17 protein-coding genes and 1 riboswitch are annotated in these 25,363 nt (G+C 49.4%); of the genes, 14 read left to right on the top strand and 3 right to left on the bottom strand.

Annotated features, from left to right (window positions below):
* Positions 1-51 precede the first annotated feature (51 nt).
* The 10 genes from cysI (at position 52) to metH (ending at position 15,138) form a co-directional block, all read left to right on the top strand.
* Positions 52-1,767 carry an assimilatory sulfite reductase (NADPH) hemoprotein subunit gene (gene cysI, locus J7I83_RS04260; protein ID WP_215099441.1) on the top strand — a complete coding sequence of 572 codons (1,716 nt, stop codon included), beginning with the start codon at positions 52-54 and terminating at the stop codon, positions 1,765-1,767.
* A gap of 93 nt (positions 1,768-1,860) precedes the next feature.
* Entirely contained in the window at positions 1,861-3,090 is a 1,230-nt protein-coding gene (locus tag J7I83_RS04255; RefSeq protein WP_215099440.1) for a threonine synthase, read from the top strand.
* A 184-nt stretch (positions 3,091-3,274) separates the two neighbouring features.
* Positions 3,275-4,474: an MFS transporter gene (locus tag J7I83_RS04250; RefSeq protein ID WP_215099439.1), complete on the top strand. Its 1,200-nt coding sequence runs from the start codon at positions 3,275-3,277 to the stop codon at positions 4,472-4,474.
* Between the two features lie 93 nt (positions 4,475-4,567).
* Complete coding sequence (locus J7I83_RS04245; RefSeq protein ID WP_251047450.1) at positions 4,568-5,170, top strand: hypothetical protein; 603 nt, start codon at positions 4,568-4,570, stop codon at positions 5,168-5,170.
* Between the two features lie 203 nt (positions 5,171-5,373).
* Positions 5,374-6,345, top strand: coding sequence for a YncE family protein (locus J7I83_RS04240; RefSeq protein WP_215099438.1), 972 nt, complete (start codon positions 5,374-5,376; stop codon positions 6,343-6,345).
* Positions 6,326-7,003, top strand: a complete 678-nt coding sequence (locus J7I83_RS04235; protein ID WP_215099437.1) for a response regulator transcription factor — start codon at positions 6,326-6,328, stop codon at positions 7,001-7,003. The genes J7I83_RS04240 and J7I83_RS04235 overlap by 20 nt, the downstream gene beginning before the upstream one ends.
* Positions 7,000-8,388, top strand: coding sequence for a sensor histidine kinase (locus J7I83_RS04230; RefSeq protein WP_215099436.1), 1,389 nt, complete (start codon positions 7,000-7,002; stop codon positions 8,386-8,388). The genes J7I83_RS04235 and J7I83_RS04230 overlap by 4 nt, the downstream gene beginning before the upstream one ends.
* A 342-nt stretch (positions 8,389-8,730) precedes the next feature.
* Positions 8,731-9,243 carry a FixH family protein gene (locus tag J7I83_RS04225; protein ID WP_215099435.1) on the top strand — a complete coding sequence of 171 codons (513 nt, stop codon included), beginning with the start codon at positions 8,731-8,733 and terminating at the stop codon, positions 9,241-9,243.
* 437 nt (positions 9,244-9,680) lie between these two features.
* A riboswitch (SAM riboswitch) is annotated at positions 9,681-9,785 on the top strand.
* Positions 9,786-9,857: 72 nt separating this feature from the next.
* Positions 9,858-11,717 carry a bifunctional homocysteine S-methyltransferase/methylenetetrahydrofolate reductase gene (locus J7I83_RS04220; protein ID WP_215099434.1) on the top strand — a complete coding sequence of 620 codons (1,860 nt, stop codon included), beginning with the start codon at positions 9,858-9,860 and terminating at the stop codon, positions 11,715-11,717.
* Positions 11,698-15,138 (top strand): methionine synthase, encoded by a 3,441-nt coding sequence (gene metH / locus J7I83_RS04215; protein WP_215099433.1) that lies wholly within the window; start codon positions 11,698-11,700, stop codon positions 15,136-15,138. Before J7I83_RS04220 ends, metH begins: the two co-directional genes overlap by 20 nt.
* Before the next feature lie 420 nt (positions 15,139-15,558).
* Here metH and J7I83_RS04210 read toward each other — a convergent pair whose 3' ends face one another.
* Positions 15,559-15,771 carry a hypothetical protein gene (locus tag J7I83_RS04210; RefSeq protein WP_215099432.1) on the bottom strand — a complete coding sequence of 71 codons (213 nt, stop codon included), beginning with the start codon at positions 15,769-15,771 and terminating at the stop codon, positions 15,559-15,561.
* A gap of 224 nt (positions 15,772-15,995) precedes the next feature.
* On the bottom strand, positions 15,996-17,135 hold the full coding sequence (gene msrB, locus J7I83_RS04205) for a peptide-methionine (R)-S-oxide reductase MsrB (protein WP_215099431.1): 1,140 nt from the start codon (positions 17,133-17,135) through the stop codon (positions 15,996-15,998).
* Positions 17,136-17,680: 545 nt separating this feature from the next.
* On the opposite strand from msrB, the gene katG reads away from it, so the two are divergent.
* Positions 17,681-19,912 (top strand): catalase/peroxidase HPI, encoded by a 2,232-nt coding sequence (gene katG / locus J7I83_RS04200; protein ID WP_215099430.1) that lies wholly within the window; start codon positions 17,681-17,683, stop codon positions 19,910-19,912.
* A 184-nt stretch (positions 19,913-20,096) separates the two neighbouring features.
* The gene (locus J7I83_RS04195; RefSeq protein WP_215099429.1) at positions 20,097-21,104 is read left to right on the top strand and encodes an LLM class flavin-dependent oxidoreductase; all 1,008 of its coding nucleotides are present in this window, start codon (positions 20,097-20,099) and stop codon (positions 21,102-21,104) included.
* A 256-nt stretch (positions 21,105-21,360) separates the two neighbouring features.
* On the opposite strand, the gene J7I83_RS04190 is transcribed toward J7I83_RS04195, so the two are convergent.
* On the bottom strand, positions 21,361-22,389 hold the full coding sequence (locus J7I83_RS04190; protein WP_215099428.1) for an NADP-dependent oxidoreductase: 1,029 nt from the start codon (positions 22,387-22,389) through the stop codon (positions 21,361-21,363).
* A 182-nt stretch (positions 22,390-22,571) separates the two neighbouring features.
* On the opposite strand from J7I83_RS04190, the gene J7I83_RS04185 reads away from it, so the two are divergent.
* Positions 22,572-23,696: an NADH-dependent flavin oxidoreductase gene (locus J7I83_RS04185; RefSeq protein WP_215099427.1), complete on the top strand. Its 1,125-nt coding sequence runs from the start codon at positions 22,572-22,574 to the stop codon at positions 23,694-23,696.
* A gap of 659 nt (positions 23,697-24,355) precedes the next feature.
* On the top strand, positions 24,356-25,345 hold the full coding sequence (locus tag J7I83_RS04175) for a TAXI family TRAP transporter solute-binding subunit (protein WP_215099426.1): 990 nt from the start codon (positions 24,356-24,358) through the stop codon (positions 25,343-25,345).
* Positions 25,346-25,363 lie beyond the last annotated feature (18 nt).

Genomic DNA, 25,363 nt, shown 5'->3' with positions numbered 1-25,363 from the left:
CGGAAAGCGTCCGCCTTGGAGCGACTTCTTCAACATTGAAAGGAGCTTACCATGAAAATTAAAGATTTGACTGATATCGACGGCCCTCCAAGTGAAATGGAGGTCATCAAAGACAGAACCAATTATTTGCGGGGCAATCTCGTGGAAAGCTTCGCGGAACGTTTGACCGCTTCCATCCCGGACGATGACGGCAAGCTGCTGAAATTCCATGGCAGCTATATGCAGGATGACCGGGACATCCGCAACGAACGGGCCCAGCAGAAACTTGAGCCTGCCTACCAATTCATGATCCGTGTCCGCCTGCCTGCAGGAGTCGCAACGCCGCATCAGTGGCTGACGATGGATAATTTGGCCAATACCCATGGCAATGGCACCTTGAAATTGACGACGCGTCAAACGTTCCAGATGCACGGGATTCTGAAATGGAATTTGAAAAGCACCATTCAGGAAATGAACCACGCCTTGATGGATACCATTGCAGCCTGCGGAGACGTCAACCGGAACGTCATGTCGACATCCAACCCATACCAATCGGATATTCACGGGGAAGTATACGAAATCTCCCGCGAATTAAGTGAACACCTGCTGCCGAAAACTAGAGCCTATCACGAAATCTGGCTGGATGAAGAAAAAGTCGTCGACAGCAATGAAGACGAAGTAGTGGAGCCGATGTACGGGCATCTTTATTTGCCTAGGAAATTCAAAATCGGCTTTGCGATTCCGCCTGCCAATGACGTTGACATCTACTCGCAGGATCTTGGGTTTATTGCCATCCTGGAAAACGATAAGTTGCAGGGCTTTAATGTCACAGTCGGCGGCGGGATGGGCATGACGCATGGCGACACTGCCACGTATCCGCAATTGGCACGCGTCATCGGATTTTGCCCACCAGATAAAGTCAACGAAGTCGGCGAGAAAATCCTCACCATTCAGCGCGATTACGGCAACCGCTCAGAGCGGAAAAATGCCCGTTTCAAATATACGGTCGACAGATTGGGGCTCGACTGGATCAGAACCGAGCTGAACACACGCCTGGGATGGAATATAGAACAAGAGCGTCCATTCCAATTCGACCGCAACGGCGACCGCTACGGCTGGATCGAAAGTGACGGCAAATGGCATTTGACCTTATTCGTTGAGAACGGCCGCGTTAAAGATTTTGATGGCTATCCATTGATGACAGGCCTCCGCGAAATTGCACAAGTCCATACAGGAGAATTCCGCCTGACTGCCAACCAGAACCTGATCATCAGCAATGTAACGGAGAAAAACAAAGAGAAGATTAGCGCCTTAGTTGAGCAATATGGGCTGACCGATGGCAAAGAAAATTCGGCTTTGCGCCAAAACTCGATGGCCTGTGTAGCGATGCCGACTTGCGGTTTGGCGATGGCTGAAGCCGAGCGGTATTTACCGGAGCTCGTAGGCAAGATTGAAGAAACACTGGACGAAGCAGGCCTGCGTGATGAAGAAATCATCATTCGCATGTCCGGTTGCCCGAACAGCTGTTCACGCCCTGCACTGGGTGAGATTGGCTTTATCGGCAAAGCACCCGGCAAATACAATATGTACTTGGGCGCAGGCTTTGCAGGTGATCGGTTGAACAAAATATACCGCGAGAATATCGGGGAAGAAGAGATTTTAGCGACGCTAAAGCCGATCTTTTTCCAATTCGCCAAAGAACGCCAGGAAAACGAACATTTCGGTGATTTCGTCATCCGCGCCGGTTATGTGGCGCCGGTCACCTCCGGGCTTAATTTCCACAGTTAAATCAAATAAGATCGATCTAATAGCCCGGGAGCGATTCCGGGCTATTGTTGTCAGAAAGACAATCAGCAAAACCCATAAAAAGGAGTGCTCACATTGAAGTACAGTTATATTTCCCACCTTTATTGTCCGAAATGCGAGGCTGTTTACGATACCAAGCAGCAGCATCAACTATGCATATGCGGTTCGCCTTTGTTGGTGGATTACCTTTGGGACGAGCTGAAGGCGGATTTGGAGCGGGACGAAGTGGCAAAAAGGCAGCCGACTTTGTGGAGATACCATGAATTGCTGCCGGTCGAAGAAGAAGCGAATGTAGTGTCTCAAGGTGAAGGCATGACCCCGCTGATCACGATGCCGTCGCTTGGCAAGGACATGGACGTAGAAAATCTCTATATGAAAGACGAAGGGCTTATTCCGACCGGCACGTTTAAGGCAAGAGGGGCAACAGTCGGAGTTTCAAAAGCCAAGGAAGTCGGTGTCAAGGAGTTTGCGATGCCGACCAATGGCAATGCCGGTGCCGCTTGGGCGCTTTACGGCGCTAAAGCCGGCATCCGATCAACAATCGTCATGCCAGAGGATGCACCAAAAATTACCCGCAATGAAGTGGCGTTGTCCGGCGCCGACCTATATTTGGTGAATGGGCTAATCAGCGATGTTGGGAAAATTGTCGGGCAAGCCGTCAAGGATTTTGGTCTGTACGATGTATCGACGTTAAAAGAGCCATACCGCATCGAAGGCAAGAAAACGATGGGGCTCGAAATCGCCGAGCAGATGGACTGGAAGATGCCAGACGTCATCCTGTATCCGACAGGCGGCGGTGTCGGATTGATCGGCATTTATAAAGCCCTGAATGAATTGAAAAAACTTGGCTGGGTGGAAGGGGAACTGCCGCGTCTGGCAGCGGTTCAAGCGACAGGCTGCGCGCCGATCGTCAAAGCTTGGCAAGAAGGAAAAAAGGAGTCCGAATTCTGGGCCGATTCCAGCACGCAAGCTTTTGGCATCAATGTCCCGAAAGCGTTGGGTGATTTTCTTGTGCTGGACGCAATCTATAAAACACAGGGTTGCGCGATCGCGATTGATGATCAGGCCATGCTTGCTGAGCAGGCAATAGTTGCACGCCTGGAAGGATCTTTTGTTTGTCCGGAAGGGGCAGCTGTATTTGCAGCAATCCGCCAACTCAAAAAAGAAGGCTGGATCAAAGAAGGAGAAACTGTTGTGGCGCTGAATACAGGAGCCGGCATCAAATATCCCGACACGGTTAACATTGACGTCCCGACGTTGGAAATCGGCGATGCAATCAAGAAAGAGCCGGCAGCTAAAAGCTGAGAGTGCCTGAGTTCATCCATAAGATTTGATCTATGTGGCATAAAGCAAAATGGTAACCAAAATTTCAAAGCCCTTCGCCACGACAGTCAACTGGCGAAGGGTTCTTTCTTATTTGCTTTTGCTGTTCTATGATAAGAAGAAGAGAAAGAACGGGATTGGTTTGTCTTGCGGAAGGAGACTGGTTATGGCGGCGGGAAAATGGAAGGCTTTATTGTGGATTTCTATAGCGGAGCTGTTTGCGTTGAGTTTATGGTTCAGTGCGAGCGTTACCGGACCCGAATTGAGGGAACTATGGAGCCTCAACGCGCAGACGGAAGCCTGGTTGTCTGCATCTGTCCCAGTCGGTTTTATCATCGGGACATTAATCAGCGTCTATTTCGGCATTTCAGATCGCTTTAATGCACGGAAAGTTTTTGTGCTTTCCGCATTGGCGGGAGCTCTCGTCAATGGCCTTCTGACGATTGCGGACACTGCCCTCATCGGCATTGCCCTGCGGATATTGACAGGTGTGGCACTTGCTGGCGTCTATCCGACTGCAGTCAAACTGCTTTCACAATGGTTCCCGTCAAAAAGAGGGTTGGCGCTTGGGATTTTGATCGCAGCGCTGACTTTAGGATCGTCTCTGCCTCATTTTATCAGCATCTTTTTTTCCTCTGTGGATTGGAAATTGGTCATCGTCGTCAGCTCGCTGCTGGCGTTGGCTGCGGCCGGTATTATGAACTGGGTCGTGAGAGATGCGCCAACTTCTCCGAAACGGATGGTTTTTTCCTTTAAACTGATTAAGCAAGTGCTTCTCAATAAACCTGTCATGCTCGCGAACTATGGCTATTTTGGCCATATGTGGGAATTGTATGCGATGTGGACATGGCTTCCGGTCTTTCTCGCCGCCAGTTTCGCCAGTTCTTCTTCCCAGGTCAGTCCGGCGGTTATTGCTTTTGCTTCTTTTGTGTCGATTGGAGTTGCCGGAGCAATTGGCTGCGTTTTGGGTGGCCTAGTGGCAGACAAGTTGGGAAGGTCGCGGCTGACTATCCTTTCTCTCGCCGTCAGTGCCAGCTGTTCGATCATCATCGGTTTTACATTCGGTCAGGCCTTGTGGTTGACGCTGATGGTGGCGATCGTTTGGGGGATGTTTGTGATTTCCGATTCGGCTCAGTTTTCAGCGGCGGTGACAGAATTTGCAGAGGCGCCTTATTTAGGGACAGCTTTGACGTTCCAGATGTGCATCGGCTTTTTGATCACCATTTTTTCGATCAACTTGATTCCCATCGCACAAAGCTTGATCGGCTGGGAATGGGTATTTGCTGTACTGAGCATCGGTCCTGTATTCGGTATAATTTCCATGATGAAATTCCGTACTTATGAAATGGATACAGAAGGCGAATAGTCTTTTGAGCATGAATAAAAAGAACTATCTCTTTCGCGCAAAAATGTTTATGATAGAGAAAAGAACATAGATGGATACAAAGGGGATAGCGGGATGAATTGGTTGCCGAAAAGGAAAGATAAGGTGGCGGCTTTTTGGGATTGGTTTGCAGACAATAAAGGAGCATATTTTGAACTGGACGAGTCCGGCAGAGACAAGCTTTTCAGTCAGCTGGAAAAGAAATTACATAAGGTCAACCGGCATTTGGCTTTTGAGTTTGGTGAAAGCCTGGTTGCAGGGAAGCGCGAATTTGTCATCAGTGCGGATGGAGTTGTGGAAGCTTTTGACGATGTCATCGACCTGGTCGACAATGCTCCAGCCTTTGGCAATTTTGATGTCATCGGTTTTCGCCAACCGCATGATGAAGAATTTTCTGTTGCATACGGCGATATCGAACTAGGATGGGATGATATCTTCTGCACGTTTGAAAAAGACAGCGACGAAGTGAATTTGACGCTCTACATCAAAGGCTTTACCGAAGAAAATGAAGATGAATTCATTTCGGCTTCTTTTATTCTGCTGGACACGGTTATCGGGGAATACAATGCCGGTATGCGCATCGGCGAAATCGAATTCATCAGCTACGAAGGACAGGCGGATGTCCGGCCGATACAAGAGCTACAGAGCTTTTTTAAAAGGTACAACAGGAAAGAATAGAAAATAAATGACTCAAAACCCTGTTCGGAATGTACATTCTGAACAGGGTTTTGAGTCGTTTATAATGGATCAGTTGGAAGCTGCTCTGCCGGTTCCGATTGAGGCATTCACTGCGCAATTTACTGGGCAATAGAGCGGGATTTCACATGGATTTCGCATTTTCAGTGTATACTTTCCTCATGATGGAGCAAAGGATGATTTTGATGAAACACAAAATAGGCGCAATGGGCGCGTTGGCGCTAGCTTTGCTGCTCGGGGCATGCTCCGGAGAAGTAAGCTACGATTGGCCGGAAGGCGATAATCAGCTGTTCGTGTCGCATATTAAAGAACCTGTTCTGACGGTCATCGGCGAAGGGCAGGCGCAAGTTGAACTCGAGTTGCCCTTTATCGCATCGGACATGGTGATGGCGGAAGGCAAATTGGTGCTCGCAAGCAAGGAAGAAGATGAACTGTATGCGCTCGACTTGGAGACACAGAAGCTGAAATCACTCGGGGAAGTGGGAGAAGGCATCACCAAACTCCTGTATGACGGTGGAAAGCTGTATGCGGCGTATGCAGATTCAAATCAGATTGCCCAGGTGTCGCTGGCGCCGTTCGCCATTGAAAACATAGCGGAAACCGATGGGCATCCTCATTCGATGGCATTTGACGGAACGATGCTGTATGTAACAAATGTTTACGGCCACACCGTGCAGGCGATTGACACGGCAACGATGGCCGTCGAGGAAAGCTTCGACATTGTTGACCGCCCGAATGGAGTCGCCTTGTATGAGGGGGGCCTGGTTGTCGGCGGCCACGGCCCTTACGGCAAACTCAATGACAGCGTTTATCGCTACTCGTTTGCGGAAGGCAAAACGGTCCAGAAGGCAGAGACCGGATTGATGCCGATTGAAATCATTGCGGCTGGAGAAAGCCTCTTTGTGCTGAACCACGGATCGCATGATGTGGTGAAACTGGACGCCGTGACATTAGAATTGGAAGGCAAAGTTGCGGTGGGCGACAATCCGTATTACGGAGTCGCTTCAGGCGGTAAATTATACGTCAGCAGCATGGATGCAGATGTCGTCAGTGAAATTGATATTGAAAGCTTTACTGTAACAAAAAAAATTCCGACGGCTGCCGGGCCGCACGCGATGGTGCTGGAGGGGGAAAATAATGAAAATCCTGGTCATTGACGACGAACAGACGATGCAGCATCTGCTGCGGCTCATGTTGGAAGGAGCGGGCTATGAGGTCCTGTCGGCTGCAAGCGGCGAAGAAGGCATCCGCAAAATACGTGAGGAAAAGGTCGGATTTGTCATTCTCGACGTGCTGATGGGCGGCATGGACGGTTTCACCGCATGTGCGGAAATCCGGCGCTTCACGCCAGTGCCGATTCTCATGCTGACCGCAATTGCCGGCAGCGAAGCGGATAAAGTGAAAGGGCTGCGGGCAGGGGCAGACGATTACATGGTCAAGCCGTTCAGCAAGCAGGAGCTGCTTGCACGCATCGAAGCGATTCTGCGCCGCACCCATACGGCAAGCGTCCGGGTGGACAACGAATGGACAAATGGTACGCTCGAACTGAACGAAACGATGCGCACGGTGACAGTTGCAGGCAAGAAGGTTACGCTGACACGGCGTGAATTTGATTTGCTGGCATTTTTGCTGAAGCATCGGGAGCAGGTATTTTCCCGCGAACAGTTGATGGAGAAGCTGTGGGGCGAACAGGCCTATAACGTCACGACGCGGACCGTCGACACCCACATCAAAACGCTGCGGATCAAGCTCGGTGAAGCTGGCGTCGCCATCGAAACCGTCTGGGGTCTGGGCTACAAGCTGGTGAAGCTATGAAGCCGTATCGCTCTGTTGCAACGAAATTATGGCTCTTATTTGCTGGGGTTTCTGTGGCCGGCATTGCGCTCTTGATGTTCGTCGCCTATTCGGTTTATGATGCGGTTTATGTCGATGAGGAGCGCGAACAGTTGCATGAATTGGCGGAAGCGCTGCGAGGCGCCTACTTGGCTGGAGATGCAGCGGAACTGGAAGGAATTATAGAATTTCTGGAAGATTCCGGCCTCAATGCACTGGCGATCGATGATCCGATGGTGCTTGGGGCGGCGCTGCCGCTGCAGGCGCCAGAAGGGGATGTCATCATCAATTTCGAGGAACGCGAAGGGCTGTCGCAAGGACAAGCGGTGGTCATTGAGCGGCGCAATGCGTATGTCGATGCGGACTTGATCGGAGTAGCACTGCCGGTGATTGAGGGTGGGAATTTGCAGGCAATTGTATTCGCCTACCGGCCAGTTTCGGAACTTAGCCAGGCATTTATGAATGTGCTGCCGATCCTGCTGGCGTCCGGATTGCTGGCGCTCGCAGCTCTTTATGCCATCCGCCGGCGCATCCAGAAGGAATTCATCGGTCCGGTCGTAGAACTGCGGAACGCTTCTGACGCCATGGCGAAGGGGCGTTTCGAAGGAGGCATCCATCCGGCTGTCCACAATGAAGTCGGAGACCTTGCCCAGTCGTTCAACGTGATGGCAGAATCGATCCGTGAAGAAGACGAAAAAAAGCGCGAATTTCTGCAGAACCTGTCCCATGAATTGCGGACTCCGCTCAGCTATATAAAAGGCTATAGCGAATTGCTGCAGCAGCCGAATACGGAACATCGGCACATTGCGGCTATTTTGTACCGCGAATCGGAACGCATGGAGCGCATGGTCAGCCAAATTCTGGATTTGACTAAGCTTGAAGGCGGTGAGGAAGACATTGCCCACGAGCTGTTGGCGCTGAGTGAAATCGTATTATCGGCCATCGACAATACAGCGGTGAAATGGCGGGGCCGGCAGCAGGAAGTAAAGACAGATCTGGACGAGGACATACTTGTATACGGGGATGAAGACCGATTGTTGCAGGTGCTGGTCAATTTACTCGACAACGCCATTGCCTATACGCCGGAGGGCGGTCTGATTGCCGTAAACCTGCGTTCTGAAGGCGGCAAAGCGATGCTCGAAGTGCGCGACAGCGGGCCGGGAATTCCGGAGCAGCATCTGCCATACGTCGCGGACCGTTTCTATCGGGTTGAAAAAGGGCGCACCCGGGGTGGAGGCGGCGCAGGCATCGGCTTGTCGATCGTCAAACAGATTGCTGAACTCCACGGCGGCAGGCTGAAAGTAGAGTCGTCCGAAGGCGACGGTACGCGAGTGCAAGTCTGGCTTCCACTGGCAGCGATAAGTTGATAAGTAACTAGATAAGTTGAACTAATGATTTTCGTCTGCTGATATTCTGTAAACCTGCTCCTGAAAACCGGTGCTTCTGCATCGCGGCACCGCTCTTTTGGGAGTCTCCGCTGATTTGCTCCATATCTTCTATGAAAATAGTGGGAAATAGCGGCTCGCCTCGAATTCACTCTATCTCTTAGCGCCAGCGCGTCCAAGGGCTAGGCAGAGCGATGTGTAAAAGCTGGTTTCTTTAGTTCAATATATAGAGGGATTTTTTATTTCAGAGATTTCACAGGCGTTTCACAATTGCCCATTAAGCTGAATCTATTAGAATAATTTCAGTTTAATGGAGGGTTATTGATGAAAAAATTAATGGTTATTGGTGCGTTTGGATTGATGCTTGCAGGCTGCGGCATGGAAAAGAACAGTGCGGACAACGCTTCAGCTGCCGAGCAGGAGGTGAAGGAATTAGAAGTCCAAGTCTTGACTGAACCTGTAGGCGAAACTGGCGAATGGACGCTTGAGGCATTTGTATCCCAAGGCGGCGAAGCGGTGAACGATGCGAATGAAGTGAAGTTTGAAGTATTCGAGGCCGGCAAGAAAGACGAAAGTGTGAAAAATGATTACACGGATGTGAAAGACGGCGTCTATTCGATCAAGCATACATTCCAGGAAGACGGTGTCTATTATTTCATCCCGCACGTAACAGCACGCAGCATGCATACCATGCCGACCCAGCAAGTGATTGTCGGACAAGTGACGGACGAAGAAATCCGTGCAGCTGAAGAAGCGATGGCCAAAGCGAAAGCGAAAATGATGGAAGACAAAGAATCCGGTACGAAAGATGAGGAAGATATGAAAGACGGCATGTAAATAGTGAAGGCCGCGGTGATAACTGAGCTGCGGTCATATGAGAGCTGAACAATCCCTCCTGGACCAGGTGGGATTTTTTTGTGCTGAAGTAGCGGTTAGGGAGGGTGGAGGAAGGGATGTTAACCTGGCATAAATTTCATGTGCACGAGATTTAGTTTACTAGTTAAGGCTTTACTTAGAAATTCACAATGGAATTTAAGCGTGAGGTCCAGATAACTCCGAAGAAATTGAAGAGTCTGCAGTTTTTTTGTTTATTATCCGTTTACAAATCTGTACCCACCTTTACGGGTCGGCGCGCAATATGAAAGCTATTTTTTTCGTTCAACCTATAGATTGTGAAGAAAATCACAGAAATTTCATTGTTTTTCGACAGATTGGGTTGACCTGTTCCCTATATACAGGTACCATATCTAGAATACTTAAAACTGAATAGTGAATTCTTATCAAGAGAAGTTGAGGGACTGGCCCGATGAAGCTTCAGCAACCAGCCGAAAGGTCAGGTGCTAAATCCAGCAGGCAAGCAATTGCCTGGCAGATGAAAAGGAACGAGTTTGATATCGTAAAGCCTTCTTTTTCATGAAGGCTTTTTTTTGTATATATGGGAGGTTGAGCAGATGGGTTTATTAGACGAATTAAAGACGAGGATTTTGACGGCGGATGGCGCCATGGGAACGTTGTTGTATTCCTACGGCATTGAGTATTGCAACGAGGAATTGAATCTGCAGCGTCCGGAAGTGATCGAGAAGATCCACCAGGATTACATCAAAGCTGGAGCGGATATCATCCAGACCAACACATACGGAGCGAATGCGGCGAAACTGGCTCGTTACGGCCTGGAAGAGCAAGTCGCGGATATCAACAGAGCAGCTATTGGAATCGCTAAACGAGCAGCAGCACCGGGTGGTCAATTTGTATTCGGGACTATCGGCGGCATCCGGGGAATCCGGAAAAGCGACGCTACGCTTCAGGAAATCATTGCGATGGTCGACCAGCAAGCCAATCATTTGCTGTCGGGAGATCCGGACGGCCTGCTGCTGGAAACTTATTACGATTTTGAGGAACTTGCAGAAACTGTCAAGCACTTAAAAAGTATCACCGACACGCCGCTGATTGCCCAGGTGTCCATGCATGAGCCAGACATCCTGCAAAACGGCATGTCTTTGAACGATGCCCTGCATCAATTGGAAACGCTGGGAGCCGATATTGTCGGCGTCAACTGCCGTCTCGGGCCGCACCATACCATCCAGGCTTTTGAAGAAGTCACCTTGCCTGAAAAAGCGTTCCTTTCTGCCTACCCAAATGCCAGCCTGCTGGATGTGGAAGATGGCCGGATCGTCTATGAATCGGAAGCGGATTATTTTGGACGCGCGGCTTTGCTGTTGAGAGAAGAAGGCGTCCGTTTGATCGGCGGCTGCTGCGGCACAACGCCGAAGCACATTGAAGCAGTGAAAAAGCATCTCGGCAAATTGCCGCCAATCTTCCATAAAGAAGTCACCAAAAGAAAACCGATTGTCATCCGTGAAGCAGAAGCGCTGGAAGTCAAGCCGCTGCACGAAAAAGCCAAAACGGAACGGACCATCATCGTAGAGTTGGATACGCCACGTCATCTGGATACCGCAAAATTTTTGGAAGGATCTGTAGCTTTGAATGAAGCCGGCGTGGATGCTGTTACGATGGCAGACAACTCACTGGCATCGCCGCGCATCAGCAATATGGCGATGGGCTCGATCCTCAAGCATAAGGAAAACATTCGGGCACTGGCCCATATCACCTGCCGCGACCGCAATCTGATTGGCCTGCAATCGCATTTGATGGGGCTCGATGCGCTCGGTATGCATGATATACTCGCCGTGACGGGCGATCCGACCAAAGTCGGCGATTTCCCGGGAGCGACCAGCGTCTATGACGTGTCGAGCATGGAATTGATCCAGCTGATCAAAAAGCTGAATGAAGGCATTTCATTTTCCGGCAAGCCTTTGCGCAAAAAAGCCAATTTTTCGGTAGCTGCGGCATTCAATCCGAATGTCCGTGTCCTTGACCGCGCTGTCGCTAGGCTTGAGAAGAAAATCGAAAGCGGTGCGGATTATTTTATCTCGCAGCCGGTTTATACAAAAGAGAAAATCGTGGAAATCCACGAAGCGACCAAACATCTGGAAACACCGATATTCATCGGCGTGATGCCGCTGACCAGCATCCGCAGTGCGGAATTCCTGCACAACGAAGTGCCGGGCATCAAGCTGTCTGAAGATGCATTGGAACGCATGCGCGCATGCGGCGAAGACAAAGACCGGGCAACAGCAGAAGGCATCCAGATTGCGAAAGAATTGATTGATACGGCGGCGGAGCTGTTCCATGGGATTTACCTGATTACGCCATTTGTCCGTTACGATATGACCGTGGAATTGATTCATTACATCCGACAACTAGATCAACAGAAAGAGAGCGATCGCAGCCATGTCCAAACATCTTATTGAACAGCAGCTTGAAAAAAGAATATTAATCATCGACGGAGCCATGGGAACCATGATCCAAAACGCCGATCTTTCTCCTGAAGACTTCGGGGGAGAGGAGTTTGACGGCTGCAACGAATACTTGAATATTGTCCGTCCGGACGTCATTGAAGAGGTCCATACCGCCTATTTGGAAGCGGGAGCGGATATTCTCTGCACCAACACCTTTGGCGGTACGCCGATCGTTTTGGATGAGTATGGCATTGGCCACCAGGCGGCAGAAATCAACCGGCGCGGAGTGGAAATTGCCAAAAAGGCGGCAGCCGCATATTCAACACCGGAGTGGCCGCGTTTTGTGGCAGGTGCCATCGGGCCGACGACAAAAACCTTGTCTGTTACAGGCGGTGCAACATTTGACGAAATGCTGGAAAACTTCTATGTGCAAGCCAAGGCCTTGATCGAAGGCGGCGCAGATTTGATTCTTCTGGAAACAAGCCAAGACATGCTGAATGTCAAAGCGGCAACGATCGGCATCAAAAAAGCCTTTGAAGAAACAGGGACCGAATTGCCGATCATGGTTTCCGGAACCATCGAACCGATGGGCACCACGCTCGCGGGCCAAAGCATCGAAGCATTTTACATTTCGATTGAACACGTCAAACCCTTATCGGTCGGTTTGAACTGTGCAACCGGACCGGAATTCATGACGGACCATATCCGTTCGCTGTCCGAGTTGTCGGATGGCTATGTCAGCTGTTACCCGAATGCGGGTCTGCCAGATGAAGATGGGCATTACCACGAAACACCGGAATCACTGGCCAAAAAACTTCGGGGTTTTGCGGATAAAGGCTGGTTGAATGTAGTGGGCGGCTGTTGCGGAACAACACCTGCACATATCAAGGCTGTCCGTGAAGCAATGGAAGGCCTGCCGCCGAGAAAACCGGATCCTGTCGATCACGGCCATGTCGTGTCGGGCATTGAACCGCTGCAATACGATGAAACCATGCGTCCGTTATTCATTGGCGAACGGACCAATGTCATCGGCTCCCGCAAATTCAAGCGGCTGATTGTTGATGGGAAGTTTGAAGAGGCATCAGAAATCGCCCGCGCGCAAGTGAAAAATGGCGCTCATGTCATCGACATCTGTCTGGCAAACCCTGACCGGGATGAAGTCGAAGACATGACCCACTTCATGAAAGAAGTCGTCAAAAAAGTCAAAGTGCCGTTGGTCATCGACTCCACCGACGAAGAAGTCATCGAAGTGGCGCTGAAATTCTCGCAAGGAAAAGCCATCATCAACTCGATCAACCTGGAAGACGGGGAAGAGCGTTTTGACGCGGTGATGCCACTGGTGAAAAAATATGGTGCGGCAGTCGTTGTCGGAACAATCGACGAGGAAGGCATGGCGGTCACGCGTGAGCGCAAGCTGGAAATTGCAGAACGCTCTTATGAACTGCTGGTCAACAAATGGGGCCTTGCGCCGGAAGACATCATTTTTGATCCACTGGTATTCCCAGTCGGTACCGGCGATCAGCAATACATCGGTTCTGCGGTGGAAACCATTGAAGGAATCCGCCTGATTAAGGAAAAGCTGCCGCGCGCATTGACCATTTTGGGCGTCAGCAACGTGTCGTTCGGCTTGCCGCCGGTTGGCCGTGAAGTACTGAATGCAGTCTACCTATACCATTGCACGCAGGCAGGCTTGGACTACGCCATCGTCAACACCGAAAAACTGGAACGCTATGCATCGATTCCGAAACAGGAAATCGACATGGCCAATGAATTGCTGTTTACAACAACAGACGCCACATTGGCTGATTTTACCGCTTTCTACCGCGACAAGAAAAAAGAGAAGACCGAGGACGATATACCGAAAACGGTACCTGATCGTTTGGCTTACTATATTATAGAAGGAACAAAAGAAGGCCTGATTCCGGATTTGGAAAAAGCTTTAGACATGTACGATGAACCGCTGGATATCATCAATGGACCGTTGATGAAAGGGATGGCCGAAGTGGGCCGGCTGTTCAATGACAACCAATTGATTGTCGCTGAAGTGCTGCAAAGCGCAGGTGTCATGAAAGCCGCGGTTTCATTCCTGGAGCAGTTTATGGAGAAAAAAGAAGACGACTCCGGAAAAGGGAAAATCGTGCTGGCTACGGTTAAGGGCGATGTCCACGACATCGGCAAAAACCTGGTCGAAATCATCTTGAGCAACAACGGCTTTAAAGTAATCGATGTCGGTATTAAAGTGACGCCGGCTACCTTGATTGAAGTCATCCGGAAAGAAAAACCGGATATGATCGGCTTATCCGGTTTGCTGGTCAAGTCAGCCAAGCAGATGGTCATCACCGCGCAGGATTTCAAAGAGGCGGGCATTGATGTTCCGATTCTGGTCGGCGGCGCGGCTTTGTCGAGACGCTTTACGGAAACCAAGATTTCAGCAGAATACGACGGGCCGGTCATTTACGCCAAAGATGCCATGCAAGGACTGGATCTGGCCAACCGGCTGCAAAGCGGTGCAGGAAAAGCCGAGCTGTTATTGGAATTGGATGCCCAGCAGGAAAAACGCCAAGCTTCTGAAGCGGTGCGGGCAGCCAAGCCGGCTGTCGCGGTTGCCGAGAAGCCGGTCAAGACGGTTCGCGAAGATGTATCCGTCTACGTACCGAACGATCTGCGGCGCCATGTTCTGAAGGATTATTCAGTGGCGCATTTATATCCATACGTCAATATGCGCACCTTGATCGGCCATCACCTTGGATTGAAGGGCTATAGCGATAACACGCTGGCGCAGGGCGACCCGCGTGCTGTAGAGCTGCACGAACTGGCAACCAATTTCCTGGGCTCAGGGCTTTTGAAACCATCTGGCCTTTATCAGTTTTTCCCGGCTCAAAGCGACGGCGATGATGTCATCATCTACGATCCGCAAGACGCCAAAACGGAAATTGAGCGCTTCACGTTCCCACGCCAATCGGCTCCGCCATTCCTATGTCTGTCCGATTACTTGAAATCCGTGGACAGCGGCGAAATGGATTACGTGGCCTTTATGCAGGTGACTGCAGGATTTGGTGTGCGGGATGAAGCAACACGCCTGAAAGAACAGGGCAAATTCCTGGAAAGCCACGCGCTTCAAGCAACAGCGCTGGAACTGGCAGAAGGCTTTGCCGAGCGTATCCACCAGGAAATCCGCGACCAATGGGGCTTCTCGGACGCAACAGACTTCTCGATGCGCGAACGCTTTGCCGCGAAATACCAGGGCCAGCGTTTCTCCTTCGGTTACCCGGCCTGCCCGAACCTGGAGGACCAGGCAAAACTGTTCAATCTCATCAAGCCCGAAGACATCGGCGTCCATCTGACGGAAGAATACATGATGGACCCGGAAGCTTCCGTATCAGCCATCGTTTTTGCCCATCCGGATGCAAGGTACTTTATTGTGGATCAATGAGGAAAAGCGAAAGCGCCCGTGTAGCTCTGCCGGGCATAAGGCAGACCGGCGAAGCGGCATGTTTTCAGCCGCACAGCCGGGTTGGCTTATGACCCAAAGAGCTGGGCGCTGGAGCTGGACATGAAGAAAAGCGAAAGCGCCCGTGTAGCTCTGCCGGGCATAAGGCAGACCGGCGAAGCGGCATGTTTTCAGCCGCACAGCCGGGTTGGCTTATGACCCAAAGAGCTGGGCGCTGGAGCTGGACATGAGGAAAAGCGAAGGCAGCCGCCTAGCCGCGACAAGCGCTGGAAGCCTTGCCAGTAATGGCGTTCTTTGCCATTGCAGGTAAGGCTGAAGCGACTCGAGGGGCTGGCTGCCGGGGTCTGGACAATGAGAAAGCAGAACAATAAGTAAAAGCGGGAAATCATTGATTTCCCGCTTTTACTTATTGTGGAGAAACTTCTCCCAAGCATTGATTTCGAGAAGCTCGCCGCTCGCTTTCGGATTCTTATGCATGCGCACGTTTTTCATCAGAGTTTTGGCTGAACGACTGTAAATCCATTTGAACGACTGCAAATCCGTTTGAGCGACTATAAATCCATTTGAACGACTGCAAATCGTACTGAACGACTGCAAATCCATTTGAACGACCACAAATAAAAAATCCGGTTATCTGCAGCAGAAAAAAGCCCTCTGCCGACCCGGTAAAGAGCTCTTTTATGAAATTTTATCCAAAGCACCTCGAAAAAACGGTGCGGCACTAGCTTCTCAACAACAAAAAAAGCGGGAAATCATTGATTTCCCGCTTTTGCTTTTAATAGTGTAAAAAAAGAAAGAGGCAGTCAGCTCACCGCTGACTGCCTCTTTGGCAAGCTATATCAATTTACTTTATCCAACAAGAAGCCATAGCCTTCCGCTTCCATTTCCGCTTCCGGGATAAACAGCAGGGCGGCACTGTTCATACAATAGCGCAGTCCGCCTTTATCCTCGGGGCCGTCAGTGAAAACATGGCCCAAGTGGCTGTCGCCGGCACGGCTTCGGATTTCGGTCCGTTTCATGAACAGCATGCCGTCATCATGCTCCGTGACGACATCTGGATCGATCGGTTTGGTGAAGCTTGGCCATCCTGTTTTGGAATCGTATTTATCCGCAGAAGAGAACAAGGGCTCTCCGGTAGTAATGTCCACATAGATGCCAGGCTCGTAGAAGCCGTCGTATTCATTGGAGAAAGCAGGCTCTGTCGCATCTTCTTGTGTCACTTCGTATTGAATATCCGTCAATTGCTCTTTCAGTTCTTCGTCGCTCGGTTTCGGATAAAGTGCCGGATCGATCAAGGATTGGGCATCTTCACCCACCTCCTGGCCTTCCAGGCTATCAAACTCGACGTGGCAGTAGCCATCCGGATTTTTTTCGAGATAATCCTGGTGGTATTCTTCTGCCAGGTAATAATGTTCCAGTCTTTGGACTTCAGTGACAATCGGATCATTGTAGCGTTCCTTCTCAGCTGTGATCACTTGGTCGATGACAGCCCGGTCGGCTTCGTTTTCGTAATAAATGCCTGTCCGGTATTGTTCACCGCGGTCATTGCCCTGCTGATTCAAGAGCGTCGGGTCGATAATCATAAAGTAATGGCCGAGCAGCTTCTCAAGGTCCACGCGTTCCGGATCGTAGCGGACGTGGACAGTCTCAGCGTGGCCTGTATTTTCGCGGATGACTTCTTCGTAGGTCGGATTTTCGGTATTGCCGTTGGCGTAGCCGGATGTTACATCATAAACGCCGTAAACCCGTGCCATATAGGCTTCGACTCCCCAGAAGCAACCGCCGGCCAGCCAAATATCCTGCAGGTTGTCGGTGTCAAAATCGAGGTCCGTATTCGGGTTGTCCGGATATTTTGAAGTGCTCGTATCTGCTGTTTGTCCAGAAGCAGAGCTGCTGGAATTATCCGCGCTCTCGGATGAACAGCCCGAAAACACCACCAGCAATAATAGTAGAAAGCCTGCAAATAGAATTTTTTTCATATCGGATCTCCTGCCTTTTCTGATGGAGTGGATTGCTGATAGAACTGTTCATCGCCGGCCAGGGGCAGTGCGCTTTTCCAGTGACGGTGTTTTGTAAGGGCGAAAGATAAAAGGTGATTGTAAGCGTTATCCTGCTGCTTCTATCTATAGTTTAATCGATAGTTCTATAAAAGAGGAACTAGAGTGATTCGGAAAACCTGCTGAATTATCAAGGTTGTCACAAAATGGATTTACGGGTTGCTAAAGCTTACTATAAGTATGTAAGGTTTTCCGGTTATTGCTATTGATGGAATCCGATAAACGAATTATATGAAACATATATCACTGCATTTCTTGAAGTACTAAAGTAGAATTAGAAGTGGATGTTTCTTGAATTTTAAAATAATCACTCATTGCCCGTATTTCCGTGTGTATTACTTTCTATTCTCTCTCTACTTTAGTATAATTCTAATGTGAGAATGACTATTTGTCATTAGAAACATCAAGCAATAAGAGTTGTAGATAGAAGTTCACCATTTTTCATTATTTTTAGGAGGGTTTAGTAAATGGAAAACAATTCACATGACAACAACGAAGAAAAGCGCCACACAGCAGCAGGGGACGCACAATGTCCAGTAACAGGCGGGCATGGCGATAGTGCAATTACGACATCGAACAAACCAGGGAAAACGCAAAATAAAGACTGGTGGCCGAATATGCTGAATGTGAATATTCTCCATCAGCATGATAAGAAATCGAATCCTTTAGGGGAAGATTTTGATTACAAAACTGAATTTGAAAAGCTGGACTATGATGCATTAAAGCAAGATCTTCACGAGTTGATGACAAACAGCCAAGAATGGTGGCCGGCTGACTATGGCCATTACGGCGGGTTATTCATCCGTATGTCATGGCATGCTGCAGGTACTTACCGGAATACAGACGGCCGCGGAGGCGGTTCTACTGGAAACCAGCGTTTTGCACCGCTCAACAGCTGGCCGGATAACGTAAACTTGGATAAGGCACGCCGTTTGCTATGGCCAATCAAGCAAAAGCACGGAAACAAAATTTCGTGGGCTGATTTACTCGTCTTGACGGGCAACGTGGCACTTGAGTCAATGGGCTTCAAAACCTTTGGATTCGGCGCAGGCCGTGAAGACATCTGGGCACCGGAAGAGGACGTTTATTGGGGCAATGAAAAAGAGTGGTTAGCGGATAACCGTTATTCGGGTGACCGTGAATTGGAAAACCCTCTAGCTGCAGTTCAGATGGGCTTGATTTATGTGAATCCAGAAGGGCCAAACGGTAAACCGGACCCTCTTGCAAGTGCCGTCGATATCCGCGAGACGTTTGCGCGTATGGGGATGAACGATGAAGAGACAGTTGCGTTGATCGCTGGTGGACACACGTTCGGTAAATCACATGGCGCTGGAGATCCTTCTAACGTAGGTGACGACCCGGAAGCAGCCGTAATGGAAAACCTGGGACTTGGCTGGAAGAGCACCTACGGTTCTGGAAAAGGCCGCGATACCATTTCAAGCGGTATTGAAGGCGCTTGGACTGCCAACCCGACAAAATGGGATAATGGCTACTACGAGCAATTGCTCGGCTACGAGTGGGAGTTGACGAAATCTCCTGCCGGTGCATACCAATGGACGGCAAAAGACCTGTCAGAACACCAAATGGCACCTGATGCTGAAGATGCTTCAATTAAAGTGAAAACAATGATGACAACGGCAGATATGGCACTTCGCGTGGATCCGGCGTATGAAAAGATTTCCCGCCGTTATTACGAAAACATGGAAGAGTTCCAAGATGCTTTTGCTCGTGCTTGGTTTAAACTTCTTCACCGCGACATGGGACCAAAAGAGCGTTACTTAGGACCAGAAGTTCCAGAAGAAGTATTGATTTGGCAAGACCCAGTACCGGCAGCACCAGGTACATTAAAAGACAAAGATTTGGATGAGCTGAAAGTGAAAATCATGGAAAGTGGATTAAATCCGCAGCTATTGGTTAAAACAGCTTGGGCTTCTGCCAGCACATACCGTGATTCAGATAAACGCGGCGGTGCAAACGGAGCACGCATCCGACTCGCTCCTCAACGTGAGTGGGAAGCAAATGAGCCGGAAGAGTTGGAAAAAGTGCTTTACTTCTATGAACACTTGAAAGCAAGTACTGACAATAAAATAAGCATTGCCGACTTGATTGTGCTTGGAGGAAACGCTGCAATTGAACAAGCTGTAAAAGCAGCTGGATTTGATATTGCTGTGCCATTTGCTCAAGGACGCGGAGATGCACTCGAAGAACAAACGGATGCGGAAAGTTTCGCTGTGTTGGAGCCGGTTTCAGACGGTTTCAGAAATTACCATAAGCAAGAATATGCGACAAGCCCAGAAGAAATGATGCTTGATAAAGCACAACTGCTTGGCTTAACAGCTCCAGAAATGACAGTATTGGTTGGCGGTATGCGCGCATTCGGCGCTAACTACCAAGGGGCAACAGAAGGAATCCTCACCGACAAAGTCGGCGTGTTAACAAATGATTTCTTCGTCAACTTGTTGGATATGAACATCGAATGGACGCCAACAGAGTTCAATAAATACGAAGGCAAAAACCTTGCGACGGGCGAAGTCGTCCACACAGCAACACGTTTTGACTTAGTATTTGGCTCGAATGCGATCCTGCGTGCAATTTCCGAAGTGTACGCGCAAGATGACAACAAAGAAAAATTCGTTCGCGATTTCATTAAAGCATGGAACAAAGTAATGAATGCCGATCGTTTTGATTTGCAAAAATAAGTAGAAATAATCCTGGTCAGCGCACAATGCTGACCAGGATTTTTTTGTGGAATGGTTTTTTAGGCATTGCCGCATATTTCAGGAGTTAACCTGCTTCATCAATATGTAGGTGATGAGCCAGCATAGTAGAAGGGATTTGGACTGGCATGCTAAGATTCAAGGACGAATAAAAGGGGGCAGGCAGATGATTTCATTGAACATCCTGGATTATTCGCCGATCGATGAAGGCGAAACAGCAGCAGCTGCCCTGCAGCAGACAACGAGGCTCGCTCAGCTGGCAGAGCGGCTTGGCTTTAAGCGCTTTTGGGTAGCTGAGCACCACCAGGTCGATTCTGTTGCCGGCAGCACGCCTGAAATGCTGATGATGCATTTGGCAACGTCTACTGAGACTATCCGCATCGGTTCGGGAGGTGTCATGCTGCCGCATTACAGCGCCTACAAAGTAGCGGAAAACTTCCGAATGCTGGAAGCGCTGCATCCTGGCCGCATCGACCTCGGAATCGGCCGTTCCCGGAGCTACCGGATCGTCAACGAGGCTTTAAATGAAAGCAAAAAGAAACGGCTGCCCTATGAGCAGCAATTGACCGATCTCCAGAAGTATTTCGCTGATGACACTGACAGCGAACACCGTTTCCAATCGCTGCGGGCTATGCCGGTTATCGAAACAGCTCCTGAGTTGTGGCTGCTGGGAACAGGCCCGGGCAGCGCCCGGCTTGCGGCTGAAAAGGGAATGGGCTATGCCTATGCCCATTTTGCCAAGCCATCGCAGCAAGGAGTGGAAGTGGTGGAGGCGTACCGAGCGGAATTCCAGCCATCGCAATTTTTGCAGGAGCCGAAAGTGATTATCGCAGTCTTTGCGGTCGTCGCCGAAACGGCGGAAAAAGCCGAAGAACTGGCGACGGCATTCGATCTGTGGCTGTTGTTTGTCGAATCCGATTCGCCGCCTCCTTATTACCCATCTGTCGACACGGCGAAAAAGCGCGGCTTTAGCGCCAGCGAACAGGAAAAGGTCGAGCGCAACCGGCAGCGGATGCTGATCGGCACCGCTGACCAAGTGAAAATGCAGATCGAAGCTATTGCGGATCGCTACGATACAGGTGAAATCACCATCATCCCGAATATTTCGGGAGCGGATAACCGTATGAACGAGCTGCGTTTATTGGCAGCTTCATTTAATCTGGCTGGAAAATAAAACCATTTCAGGTGATACTGCGCATGGAGTGAAAAAGCAGTAGAGACGGAGATGGCAGATAGAAATCGAGACGAAAACGAAGGAGAAGAAAGACCGCAGATGGATTTTTGACGTGATTGACTTTTTTGTCGAGATTGTGGAGATTTTATTCTCTATCCCACGTTTGGTCGTGTCCACTTTTAAGTCTAAACCCATTCCGGACAGTATCGCCAATTAAATGGAAAAAGCCGCCCAAAGAGGCGGCTTTTTCATTGTTTTACAGTTTTGCGAACTCAGGGTCGGCGACTTTTACCAATTGCTTGCCGAGGTTGGTGCCTTTGAATAGTCCAAGGAAAGCTTCCGGCGTGTTTTCAAAGCCTTCAACAATCGTTTCGTCGTATTTCAATTTACCTTCCTGCAGCCATTGCGTTAATGCCGCAGCGCCTGTTGTAAAGTCTTTTGCGTAGTCGCCGAGCGTGAAGCCTTTCATCATCGAGCTGGTTTTGATGAATTTCCATTGCATGCGGGGGCCGACGTCTTTGCCTGGTGAATTGTAGGAAGAAATCGAACCGCACAATGAAATGCGGGCATTGTTGTTCAGTTCGTTGATGACTGCGTCGGAAATGTCTCCGCCGACATTGTCAAAATAAACGTCGACGCCGTCAGGAAGAGCTTTGATCAAATCGTCCTTGAAGCTGTCTTTTTTGTAATTGACGGCTGCGTCAAAGCCAAGTTCATTGATCAGGTAATCAACTTTGTCATCAGAACCGGCGATGCCGACAGCGCGCGCTCCTTTGAGTTTGGCAATTTGGCCGACAATCGAACCGACAGCTCCTGCTGCGCCTGAAACGACAACCGTTTCACCTGGCTGCGGTTTGCCGATGTCCAGCAAGCCGAAGTAAGCAGTTAAGCCTGTCAAACCAAGGACGCTGAGGCGCGCAGTGATCGGTGCTGCAGTTGGGTCTACTTTTTGCAGTTTCTCAGGGTTAGCCACCGTGTACTCAGCCCAGTTAAGGTTGCCATTGACGATATCGCCTTGTTTGAAAAAATCCGAATGGGATTCGATCACTTCGGCAAGGACGCCGCCGACCAGCACTTTATTTAATTCGAATGGCTGGATATATGATTTTACATCTCTCATCCGTCCGCGCATATATGGATCTACGGAAAGGTAAAGGGTCTTTAATAGCACTTCGTTTTTGCCGGGTACAGGAATTTCTTTTTCGACAAATTTAAAATCATCATTGGTTGGCATGCCTTCGGGGCGATTGGCCAAATGAATTTCTTTATTTGTTTGAGCTGTCATGGAAAATTCCTCCTATTTATACGAATTCGATGAAAAGCTTACCATTCGAATTGGAGGTGGTCAAAAATAATGTACTGGAAAAAGCGGGCGAGCGTGTATTCTTGATTCCTGAAAATCCATATGCTATTTTGAAATACCGAAGTCTTTCGGAAGAAACCAGATTGCAGAAAAGAGGAAGTCTAGTGAATCCATTATATAAAGAGTTGTTTGAAGAAATCACATTGCCGAATGGCATCGTGTTGAACGATCGCCTGGGTGTTGCACCCATGACGACGTATTCAGGAAATGAAGACGGCACCGTTTCGGATGAAGAATTGACGTATTACAACCGACGAGCGGGCCTCGGCAGCCTGTACATCTCGGCGTGCATCGCAGTTTCAGAAAACGGCATCGCCTTCCCGAACCAGTTTATCGGCTTTGACGACAGTGCCATTCCACGCCTGACTCAAATGGCTAAAGAAATGAAATCAAAAGGCAGCAAAGCAATCCTGCAGATCCAGCACGGCGGACGCCAAGGGCAGCCTGCATTGATCAAAGCCAATGAAACAGTGGCTCCAAGCGCGGTACCAGGTGAAGCAGGCAAACCGACACCTCGCGAATTAACGCAAACTGAAATTGAAGCAATCATCGAAGATTTTGGCGAAACGACCAAAAGAGCGATCAAAGCGGGCTTTGACGGCGTGGAAATCCACGGTGCCAATACGTACTTGCTTCAGCAATTTGTTTCTTCGACAACGAACCAACGCCAGGACCAATGGGGAGGCAGCCTGCAAAATCGTTTGAAATTTCCACTGGCGGTCCTGAAAAAAGTTCAGGACACTGTCGTGGAATATGCGGATGAGCAATTTATCGTCGGCTACCGCCTGTCACCGGAAGAAAACAATGAAACCTCAGTCGGCTATACAATAGAAGAAACCAAAGTATTGGTGGAAGAATTGATCCAACGCGGCATCCATTACATCCACGTTTCGCTGATGGAGGTTATGAAAGCACCAAAAGGCGCAGAGCAGGGCGACAGCATTGTCCGTACCTTAGCAGACCACATCAACGGCCGCGTTGCTTTTGTCGCAGTCGGCAGTGTGAAAACACCGGAAGACGCATTAACGGCTTTGGCAGAAGGTGCGGACATCGTGGTCATCGGACGCCAGGCGCTGATCGATCCTGAATGGACGGAAAAAGTGAAGCAGGGGAAAGAACAGGAAATCCATCCTGTCGTCACACCGGCAATGGTCGGAAAATTAGACATCCCGCAAAACATGTGGCACCTCATCACTTCATACGGCATGGTTAAAGTTTCGGACAAGTAATATAGAAGCGCTCAACTTTGGTTGAGCGCTTTTTTTGATGTGGGGCAGTGAACTGAACAAGACTTGTGCAATGGGCTGTCTTGACCCAGCCGTGGAACTTAGCTGAATATGCATGTGAAAGGTGCACAGTAATAGAAAGAAAAACAGCGCAGCTCCAGATTTCCAGGAACTGCGCTGTTTTTGTCTTCAGCCGGTGAACGCCATATCGTACGGATACCGATAATTTTCTTTGCGGGGCTTCATTAAGATAAAGAACAATGTCAATGGCCCGATGTGGCGGTGAACAAGGCATCGGTCCAGTAAATGGGCTGCGTTGTCGCAAACGGCAGCTTCAATAAAAAAGTAACTGCCATAATCATAAAAAGAAAACTTCTCGAAATCACCAACGGCGGAAAAATGGATATTCGCTTTTTCCCCTGGAACGCATACATGGACACTTCTTCATCTATTGAACTGAAATATGAGCCTACTTTATGCCTGTTTCGACGCACTGTCAACAAAACTATGCATGACGAAAAAAGCAATTGATAATTGATTTATGCCAAAGTTATCTATGTATAATGAACCGTAAATGTTTATTTAATCAGAAATAAATGAATATTTCCTATTAATTGCTGTATATTTTCGGTATAATGAGAAAAAACCTAGGGGGTAGAGAGATGAAAAAAATGAAAGTAAGCGCTTTCTCTGTAATAGTAGCTGGAAGCATGGTTTTAGCAGCTTGTGGAGAAGATAATGTCACTACGGACCCTGCAGAAGGCGGTGGAGAAGAAACCGCTGGACTGGAAACGAATATTGTGACGATCGCTACAGGTGGAGCATCCGGCCCTTATAATATCATCGGCTCGACGCTGGCTGAGACCTACAGCACGGAATACGACGTCAATTCAAGAACCCAGACAACAGGCGCGTCAGTTGAGAACGTCAACTTGATCAAAGAAGACAAAATTGAAATGGCCTTCACCATGAGCGATGTTGTCAGCCAGGCGGTTGAAGGAGCTGAAGGCTTTACCGAGCCGACAGACAAAATCAGCCAAATTGCTGCCTTATATCCAAACTATGTGCAAATCGTCACCACAGCGGACTCGGGCATTGAAACTTTTGAAGACCTGCGTGGCAAGCGAATCGCAGTAGGTGACCAGAACTCCGGTGTAGAAGTGAATGCGCGTACGTTACTTGAAGGCTACGGCATCACATATGATGACATCGACGTGGATTATCTGGGCTATGCGGAAGCGGCTGACGGCCTGCGTGCCGGACAGATTGACGCGGCTTTCCTGACAAGCGGTTTGCCGAACGCATCGCTTCTGGAACTGTCTGAAACACTGGATATCCGAATGGTTTCCATTGCACCGGAAGATGTTGAGCGTGTAGCGGCAGATCAGTCCTACTTTATCCCACTTGAAATTCCAGCCGGAACTTACGGCAATGAAGAAGCCATTCCAACTGCGGCCATCATGAACGCATTGGTGGTCCACTCGGATATGAGCGAAGACGATGTCTACAAATTAACCAAAACCTTCTTTGAAAATCTGGATACTCTGGAGAACTCCCACCAGGCAGCCGCCGACATTACATTGGAAGCTGCACAGGAAGGCTTAGTAGCACCATTGCATCCGGGGGCACAGCGTTATTACGATGAGCAATAAAGTTTTGGTCGGAGGAGC

This window comes from Planococcus sp. ISL-110 (assembly GCF_018613575.1).
Lineage (GTDB): Bacteria > Bacillota > Bacilli > Bacillales_A > Planococcaceae > Planococcus.
The sequence above is the reverse complement of the archived record's forward strand: the minus strand, read 5'-3'. Positions and strand labels throughout refer to the sequence as shown.

Coding starts and splice junctions, on each gene's coding strand:
- J7I83_RS04195 (WP_215099429.1), top strand. CDS start 20,097: ATGATTTCATTGAACATCCTGGATTATTCGCCGATCGATGAAGGCGAA.
- katG (WP_215099430.1), top strand. CDS start 17,681: ATGGAAAACAATTCACATGACAACAACGAAGAAAAGCGCCACACAGCA.
- J7I83_RS04235 (WP_215099437.1), top strand. CDS start 6,326: ATGAAAATCCTGGTCATTGACGACGAACAGACGATGCAGCATCTGCTG.
- J7I83_RS04250 (WP_215099439.1), top strand. CDS start 3,275: ATGGCGGCGGGAAAATGGAAGGCTTTATTGTGGATTTCTATAGCGGAG.
- J7I83_RS04240 (WP_215099438.1), top strand. CDS start 5,374: ATGAAACACAAAATAGGCGCAATGGGCGCGTTGGCGCTAGCTTTGCTG.
- J7I83_RS04225 (WP_215099435.1), top strand. CDS start 8,731: ATGAAAAAATTAATGGTTATTGGTGCGTTTGGATTGATGCTTGCAGGC.
- J7I83_RS04220 (WP_215099434.1), top strand. CDS start 9,858: ATGGGTTTATTAGACGAATTAAAGACGAGGATTTTGACGGCGGATGGC.
- J7I83_RS04175 (WP_215099426.1), top strand. CDS start 24,356: ATGAAAAAAATGAAAGTAAGCGCTTTCTCTGTAATAGTAGCTGGAAGC.
- J7I83_RS04230 (WP_215099436.1), top strand. CDS start 7,000: ATGAAGCCGTATCGCTCTGTTGCAACGAAATTATGGCTCTTATTTGCT.
- metH (WP_215099433.1), top strand. CDS start 11,698: ATGTCCAAACATCTTATTGAACAGCAGCTTGAAAAAAGAATATTAATC.
- J7I83_RS04245 (WP_251047450.1), top strand. CDS start 4,568: ATGAATTGGTTGCCGAAAAGGAAAGATAAGGTGGCGGCTTTTTGGGAT.
- cysI (WP_215099441.1), top strand. CDS start 52: ATGAAAATTAAAGATTTGACTGATATCGACGGCCCTCCAAGTGAAATG.
- J7I83_RS04190 (WP_215099428.1), bottom strand. CDS start 22,389: ATGACAGCTCAAACAAATAAAGAAATTCATTTGGCCAATCGCCCCGAA.
- msrB (WP_215099431.1), bottom strand. CDS start 17,135: ATGAAAAAAATTCTATTTGCAGGCTTTCTACTATTATTGCTGGTGGTG.